We start from the raw sequence: 8,350 nt of genomic DNA, 5'->3' as shown, positions 1-8,350 counted from the left end.
AAAGATTTCTTAAAAAACGTTTTTTTTTTTAAAGGTTTTTGAGGATCCCAACTGATGTTGAATGATGTGTATAGGATCATGAAACTTTAATCCTAAGACCATCCGATAGGCCATATCNATCCGATTTCTTGTTCTAGTTTCTTTCTGAACGTATGCCGTATAAGTATCCTATAAACATCATTTTAAAAGAATAAGAGGGTCTGAAGGACGACCTTTTTCTTCACTATAATAAGGCCTAACTTTCTCAATAATAAAGGAGAAGTCAATGTATTTATCTATTTTTCGAAGAAGGTGGTCCGAAGGAACCATATCATCAATGGAAACAAATTCATATTCATTTTGCGTAAATTCTCTTGGTTTTAGCATAGTTAATCCCCGCCAATCAATATATTATATATCTCTATTTTAACATATTAACGCGGTGATTTGTTAAAATATTTATACATTATTAAAGGCTGTCGAGATTTTCTCGACAGCCTGAGCAAATCATTTATGATTTGTCTTTTTTATGTTCCTGTATGATTAATGTTATTTAGAGCGTTATGATTGGATTAATTATAGCTTATTAGTAAAATCTAATAGTACGTATATATGTTAGGGGGAAGTCTAATGGTTAGTCAAAAAGTTATCTCATTACTTGAGGATAAAATAAATGTAGTTCAAAAAGAAGGGGGAGAGTCTCTTTATTTAGTAGGACCCATTACATTACCTGTAAATTTAGAGGGTGAAACTAAAACCTTCAAATGGTATAGCTGGCTTAATTGCGAAACAATGGCAGGAGAATTCTGTAGCCAAGGCAAAATGGATGCTGAAAAAATAAATAAAAAGATTATCTTCAAGCAATTTAGCTGAAATGCAGCAATCTAGTGTGCTTGTTTACGGGGACTTTCAAGATTCTCTTGATGCGTTAATAAGAATGCATTCAATTTGTCATACAGGAGACATCTTCGGCAGTAAACGATGTGATTGTGGTTATCAACTAAAAACTTCAATGAAAATGATATCTTCTCATGGTTCAGGTGCGATATTTTACTTAGCTAATCATGAAGGAAGAGGGATTGGATTATTTTCTAAAGCGATGGCCTATATCTTACAAGAAGAAGGATTAGATACTGTGGAAGCTAACTTGGAATTAGGATTTGTTGATGATTCAAGAAGCTACGAGGATGCGATTGACGTGTTAAAATTTTTACGAGATAAACCAGTGACTTTAATTTCAAATAATCCTAAAAAGTATAATGCACTTAAAGAAGCTGGATTAAATATTGCTGGGCGTATGCCGCTTTGGGGAGACGTTTCAGAGTTTAATGAGAAATATTTAGAAACCAAAGTGGTACGTTCTGGTCATATTAGAGGAGAAATATTCAATGAACAATAATCAAAGTCATGAGTTTTATATGAACATGGCTATTCAAAATGCTAAAGTCATGAGTGGTCAAACCTCCCCTAATCCTCTTGTAGGCGCAGTAATTGTACGTGATGGTGAGATAGTAGGTTTTGGAGCTCATATGAAAGCGGGAGAACCACATGCAGAAATCCATGCACTGAGAATGGCTGGCGACAAAGCAAAAGGTGCTACCATTTACGTAACGTTAGAACCTTGTTCGCACTACGGGAGAACTGGACCTTGTGCAGTTGCATTAATAGAAGCAGGTATTACAAATGTTGTGGTTGCTACACTAGACCCCAATCCAATTGTAGCTGGTAATGGAGTAAGAATATTAGAGGATGCAGGCATAAAGGTGATCACAGGCGTGATGGAAGCTGAAGCAAAGAGGATGAATGAAGTATTCAACCATTTTATTGTCACAGGTCGTCCATTTATTACCCTTAAAACTGCTTCAAGCTTAGATGGAAAAATTGCTACACACACTCACAATAGTAAGTGGATTACATGTGAAGGAGCTAGAGAAGACGTACATAAAATGAGAAATGTGTATGATGCGATTTTAGTAGGAGCTAATACCATTTTAGAGGATAACCCGTCTCTTACCACTAGACTCGAAAATACTCATGGTAAAAACCCTATTCGTATCATTATTGACTCAGCATTAAAGATTCCTTTAAATTCAAAAGTATTAACAGACAAAGAAGCTCCTACTTGGATTTTCACTTCAAAAATGGTAGAAGAAACACGTGTACAGAGTGTAGAACGATTAGGAGCTAGTGTGATTAAAACTTCTGGTACCCATCAGGTAAATCTACATGATGTGGTGAACTATTTAGGGAAAATGAACGTTTCTTCGTTAATCATTGAAGGTGGGGGCACAATCAATAGCTCATTTGTGGAAGAAAAGCTTGTTCAAAAAGCAGTGATATATTTTGCACCTAAACTAATTGGTGGAAAAGAAGCTCCGACGTTTCTTGAAGGAAAGGGAGTGGCGATTGTAAGTCAAGCTATTGATCTTGAAAATATGACAATAACCTCTCTAGGTAAAGATTTTAAAATTGAGGGATATCCTATTTACAAAGAGGAGGGTACTCATGAAAATAGGGTTTGATATCGATGATACACTAATAAGCTTAAGAGAATATGCTTTCCACCATTACAACAAGATATTAGAAAAAAATGTATCCATAGAACAGTTCAATAGCTTACCAACCCTTTATATTCATGAGCCTTTTGGTCTTAGCAGTGAAGAAGGAAAGAATCTGTGGCTAACAAATGCTGAACACATCTTTTTCACTAATTGTCCCCCTTATGAAGGTGTGGTAGACCTTTTACATAAATTGGTACATCATGGACATGAGATATATTATATAACATCACGTTCCAAAGAATATTGTCAAAAAACGTACGATTGGATGAAGCTTAACAACTTTCCAATAGAGCAAGGACGATTCTTTTGCGGCATGGAAGACCATGAGAAGGTAGACATTATTGAGTCATTATCATTGGATTATTATTTTGATGACAAACCTACTGTTATTGAAACGCTAACTGAGAGCAAAACAAAGATATATGTTAAAGATCAATCATACAACAAGCACTTAGCAGTTCCCCGGATAAATGATTGGCAAGAATTAAAGAACATTTTTAAAATATGAAAAAATAGTAGTAAGATTGTCATTTCAATCTCATGCGTTCGATTGAAAGGTGCAAAACTCTAATTCACAACCTAATTAGCAAGTAATATCGCATTTTTTGCAGAAGATGACTCACACTATCACTTACATCAAGAACGGCTTGGAGGATAACTCCAAGCCGTTTTTAGTGTTTCACACGGTTATAATCGAAATTACATCTTTGCACCTCAAAATCAAACCTGTAAGTTTAATGAACAGTCATATTTTGACTCTGTAAAACAAACCTGCCCGATTTTCCAATAGTTTTCTCTTTAGTAGGAGAGTTACCTTTTCCTCCTCTGAAAATGCTGCTAATTTCCTACGAGCCATGAAGATCCAAGGGAAATTACTTAGTGTACTTAACAAGCAAGCCCGTTACAGAGCTAAACAATTTTTGTGATTTTCTTTAAAAGTCTGTAATCTTTTTGTTATATATCCGTCTACTCTATAGAAGGAAAATAGTTACTGGGTGTATTTGTAAATTTAACAAAATAATACCTTATTACTTTCTATTGTGTTATATTATTTACTGAAAACTGTATTATTTCTTATTATTCAGATAAATAGATGAAGTTATTAGTTGATAGATACGCATAAGACTCTTCACATTACTAATAAAGAATAGACCAATGAAGAATATTGACAAAGTCAGAAATTGAAGGAGGAATAGTATGTGTGGGTTTGTAGGATGTATACATGACCAAGGTCTTGTTCAACAATCAGTAGAAGAAATAGTTTTTAAGGATATGAACAATTTAATTGCTCATCGAGGTCCGGATGATGAAGGATATTTCTTCGATGATACAGTGAGATTGGGATTTAGGAGATTAAGTATCATTGATTTAGAAAATGGTCATCAACCCTTAAGCTATGAGAATGAGCGCTTTTGGATCATTTTTAATGGTGAAATCTATAATTATTTAGAACTACGAGATGAATTAGAATTACTAGACTATCAATTCGAAACGCAATCAGATACGGAAGTGATTCTTGCAGCGTTTGCGGAGTTTCGAGAAAAATGTTTTTCAAAATTAAGAGGAATGTTTGGGATTGTCATTTGGGATAAAGTAGCTAATACACTATTTGGAGCAAGAGATCCCTTTGGAATAAAACCTTTTACTATAAAGAAGATGGTGAATTGACCTATTTCGCTTCAGAAAAAAAGAGCTTGGAGCTAGTGAGTAATGAGTCTTTAATTAACCGAAAATTCTTACAACACTACTTATCTTTTCAGTATATTCCAGAACCATATACCCTATCTAAAAAGATTAGAAAATTAGAACCAGGGAATTATTTTATGAAAAAATTGGGTACTCCATTAGCTATCAATGCTTACTGGAAACCAAGCTTTCATCCTATCATATCCGATCAAAACTCTTTAAAGAAAGAAATCAGAGAGGTTATGGAAGAATCTGTTAGCATTCATATGAGAAGTGATGTGCCAGTCGGATCATTTTTGTCTGGTGGAATTGACTCAACAATTATCGTAGCGTTAGCAAAGAATTTCATCCAAACATTCAAACGTTCTCAGTAGGTTTTGAACGTGATGGATTTAGTGAGATAGATGTGGCAAAAGAAACAGCGGATAAACTAGGAGTTATGAATTACAATTATACGATTACAGCTGAAGAATATATGAATGAACTTCCTAAGATCCTTTGGCATATGGATGATCCATTGGCTGATCCTGCTGCTATACCATTGTATTTTGTTGCACAAGAAGCGAGTAAGTATGTTACCGTTGCTTTATCAGGAGAGGGGGCAGATGAACTTTTCGGTGGTTATAACATTTATAGGGAGCCTCAATCACTTAGAATATTTAATTCTGTCCCAAATTTATTGAAAAATTGGCTTTATAAGCTTTCAACGATTCTCCCAGAAGGTATGAGGGGGAAAAGCTTTTTGGAAAGAGGGTGTACTCCAGTTTGCGATAGATATATTGGAAACGCTAAAATCTTCACAGAGAACGAGAAAAAATCCCTGTTACAGTCCATGGATGAAACTGTTCATTTTACAGATATCACAAATAAGTTATTCCATCAAACTGAGCACTATTCAGCTGTGGATCAGATGCAGTATATCGATATGCATACTTGGTTAAGAGGGGACATATTGCTGAAGGCTGACAGAATGACTATGGCCCATTCATTAGAACTACGAGTTCCTTTTTAGATAAAGAAGTTTTAAAGTGGCAAGTAAAATTCCAATGGAATATAAAATTGCAAACAATACAACGAAGTATATTCTTCGTCAAGCGTTTGAAGGTATCATTCCGAATCATGTTGTAGGTAGGAAAAATTAGGGTTTCCTGTCCCAATAAGACATTGGTTAAAAAATGAAATGCACGATTGGGCTAAAAATATGATCATTGAAAGTCCAACGGATCATCATTTCAATAAAACGTATTTACTAAACCTTTTAGATCAACATGTAGCAGGTAAACATGACCATAGTCGTAAAATATGGACGGTACTTATGTTTATGCAGTGGCATCAAGTTTATGTAGAAAAGAATGTTACATTTGATCGAAAAAAAGAAAAAGACAAAGAATTTAGTTATTAACTACTTCAAGGTTAGTTACAACAAAAACAGACAGTTCTTAAAAGGAAATGTCTGTTTTATGTTAAAATATTAATAAAAAACTAGAGGTGTCGCACATGATGTGGTTTGCATTAGGAGGTTCCTTATTAGGTATCCTTTTATTTTTACTAGAGAGACGAGAAAAGCTTTCAAAGTATAAAGGAATAATCCTAGCTGGTACGGTCTTTTTTCTCTCAATTGTTACTTTACTTGTAAGTGCTTTTATTCAACTTCCAGAAGAAACAGGTTACATCTTCTATTATTTTTCAATTGCAGGTACAGTTACCTCAATTAGCAGTGCAATCGTATTGTTTGGGTTATACATCTACACAAGATAAGAGAGATTTTCTTTTTACAAACGACTATCTTGAGGATAAATAGTACAAATTATTCTACAAATATATACATCTGCTATGTTACGATACTTTAGGCAGTAAAAACACAACATTAGGAGTGAATCCATGAGGTTTAAAATTTTTGTTACGATAATGTCGACTTTTTTGTTTAATTTGTTCAGGTTTTCCCCCTTCTTATGTCGATGCAAATGGTGATTCCAATGTCCATCCAATAGAGTGGGAAGATTTTCAAGTTGACCTTCCAGATAATCTAAATACAGATACCACTATTCAAATTTTACTTAATACAAACAAATATGCACTAAGCACTTGGTGGGACAAAAGAAAAAAACTTTGACTCACAAACTTCCTCCTATTTAAATTTTGGTGGAACAAATGAGCATGAAATTCGTCACCCTTCAGCAATGAGCCTAGGTTTAGCTACCTCACTATCACTTGGTGTATATGATTCACAGGTAACATCAGTGAGTGAAGAGGAAGCTCTAAGGAAAACAAAGCAATTAATCTCTTCTTTAGCGAAATCACACAGAAGTAATTCCCAGGGTGGTTGGGGAAATCATTGGCAATCCGCTCATTGGTCATATTTCTCTGGTCTTGGAGGATGGTTATTGTGGGAAAATTTTAGCCTTAAAGACCAAGAATATATAAGAAAAATGGTGGAATATGAAGCAAATCGATTTATCACCTATCGTGCTCCATATTGGAAAGGTGAAAATGGTGTAGTAATTTACGAAGGAGATTCAAAATCTGAGGAAAATGCATGGAATTCTCAAATTTTGCAATTAGCAACTAGTATGATGCCTAATCATCCTAATTATAATAAATGGATGTATAAAAATATCGAATTGATGGTTTCAGCAGGGGCCTCAAAACAGGATCTTACAAACTCAACTATTCTACATGGTAAATCTATATCACAATGGGTTAAAGGTATAAATATTAATCAAGATGGAACTGTCATCAATCATGGGTTTATTCACCCAGATTATATGGAGTTTATTGCATTCAATAATACAGCAGGCATCACTTCAACTTTATCAGGTACACATACACCTAAAGCTGCTTTTTTTAACTCTGACTTAGTATATGGTGCGTACTCAACTGTTCACTTTGAAAGCCCACCTTATCATTCCCCTGGTGGAACGATTTACCGCCCAGGAAAGTCTGATATTTATTATCCTTTAGGTAATGATTGGGGAACAGATAGAAGAATGCAATTTGCCACATTAGACTCTTTTGCTCATTCATTTGGATATGACCATAACCTCTCGATAAAAGGGGATGAGTGGGAGAAACACCATAATGAAATGGTACTCTCGATGCAAGAGAGACATACCGATGGTCGAACATATTCTGCACACTCTGAAGATAAATATACAGGACGGGAGGAATGGGTCGCACATCATGTAGCTTGGTCACTCCTTTCTAAGTGGGTTCTAGCATCTGGTGAATTTACTATTGGGAATGAAAAGCTAAAGACCATAACAAATAGAATTGCTGGCAGTAATAGATACAGTACTGCTGTAGAAATATCAAAACAAGGTTGGACTTCAGCAGATTCAGTAGTAGTTGGATTGGGTACCAACTATCCAGACGTTCTATCAGCAACTCCATTTGCGTATCAAGAAAATGCTCCGATATTGCTGACAGAACCAGAAGAACTACCTGATGTGGTGTTAAATGAAATAATACGTTTAAAGGCAAAAAAAGTTTATGTCATTGGCGGAACATCAGCTATTTCAAATAATGTAGAAAAACAGATTTCTGGTCTTGGAGTTAAAGTAGAGAGAATCGGCGGGAGTAGTAGATATGAAACATCTACCTTGTTAGCTTCAAAATTAAAAGGAACAGGGGATAAAGTATTTTTAGCAAGTGGAGAAAATTTCCCTGATGCATTGAGTATAGCTACAATTGCTGCAAGAAAGGGATACCCAATTCTTTTAACCAAAAAAGAATCAATCCCATATCATACAAATCAATTTTTAGCTAAAGCGAAAGAAGTCTATATTATTGGTGGGGAGCAAGTAATAGCTCCTACCGTGAAAAAATCTCTTTCTCAATCGATCAGAATTGATGGGGAAGACCGTTATTCAACTTCTGCAAAAATAGTAGAACATTTCTCGGAAAGTTTAGATTCTACAATTTTCCTTTCATCAGGAAGAACTTTCCCTGATGCGCTAGCTGGTAGCGTCTTAGCAGCGAAAGAAGAAGGTGTATTACTTCTTAGTGAGAAAAGTACGATCCCTTACTCAACAAAAAAAGTGCTAGAACAATCAACTCCTGTTGATGTCAACTACCTAGGTGGTAGAGAAGTCATTGGTGACATATACAAGTAGTAGACACGTAAT

General features: G+C 35.0%; 4 protein-coding genes and 3 pseudogenes. 6 read left to right on the top strand and 1 reads right to left on the bottom strand.

All coding sequences use genetic code 11. The annotated features are described in order from the left end of the window. Nucleotides 1–55: 55 nt before the first annotated feature. Nucleotides 56–366 (bottom strand): annotated as a pseudogene (locus M44_RS23370) (transposase); the annotation flags it as partial. Between the two features lie 243 nt (nt 367–609). Here M44_RS23370 and M44_RS23365 point away from each other — a divergent pair. The 6 genes and pseudogenes from M44_RS23365 (at nt 610) to M44_RS25500 (ending at nt 8,338) form a co-directional block, all read left to right on the top strand. Then, nucleotides 610–1,378, top strand: a pseudogene (locus M44_RS23365) (GTP cyclohydrolase II). Next, nucleotides 1,368–2,501 carry a bifunctional diaminohydroxyphosphoribosylaminopyrimidine deaminase/5-amino-6-(5-phosphoribosylamino)uracil reductase RibD gene (gene ribD, locus M44_RS13885; protein WP_010174511.1) on the top strand — a complete coding sequence of 378 codons (1,134 nt, stop codon included), beginning with the start codon at nt 1,368–1,370 and terminating at the stop codon, nt 2,499–2,501. The pseudogene M44_RS23365 and the gene ribD overlap by 11 nt, the downstream one beginning before the upstream one ends. Further along, a complete protein-coding gene (locus M44_RS13880) occupies nt 2,485–3,048 on the top strand; it encodes a 5' nucleotidase, NT5C type (protein WP_010174510.1) in 564 nt (187 codons plus the stop codon). The genes ribD and M44_RS13880 overlap by 17 nt, the downstream gene beginning before the upstream one ends. 689 nt (nt 3,049–3,737) lie before the next feature. After that, nucleotides 3,738–5,628, top strand: a pseudogene (gene asnB, locus M44_RS23360) (asparagine synthase (glutamine-hydrolyzing)). A 95-nt stretch (nt 5,629–5,723) separates the two neighbouring features. Continuing rightward, the gene (locus tag M44_RS13850) at nt 5,724–5,984 is read left to right on the top strand and encodes a hypothetical protein (protein ID WP_010174507.1); all 261 of its coding nucleotides are present in this window, start codon (nt 5,724–5,726) and stop codon (nt 5,982–5,984) included. A gap of 626 nt (nt 5,985–6,610) precedes the next feature. Next, the gene (locus tag M44_RS25500; protein WP_237705293.1) at nt 6,611–8,338 is read left to right on the top strand and encodes a cell wall-binding repeat-containing protein; all 1,728 of its coding nucleotides are present in this window, start codon (nt 6,611–6,613) and stop codon (nt 8,336–8,338) included. Nucleotides 8,339–8,350: the final 12 nt, after the last annotated feature.

It is taken from the genome of Bacillus coahuilensis m4-4 (assembly GCF_000171615.1).
Taxonomy (GTDB): Bacteria; Bacillota; Bacilli; order Bacillales; family Bacillaceae_K; genus Bacillus_T; species Bacillus_T coahuilensis.
This window is presented reverse-complemented; position numbering and strand designations above follow the sequence as displayed.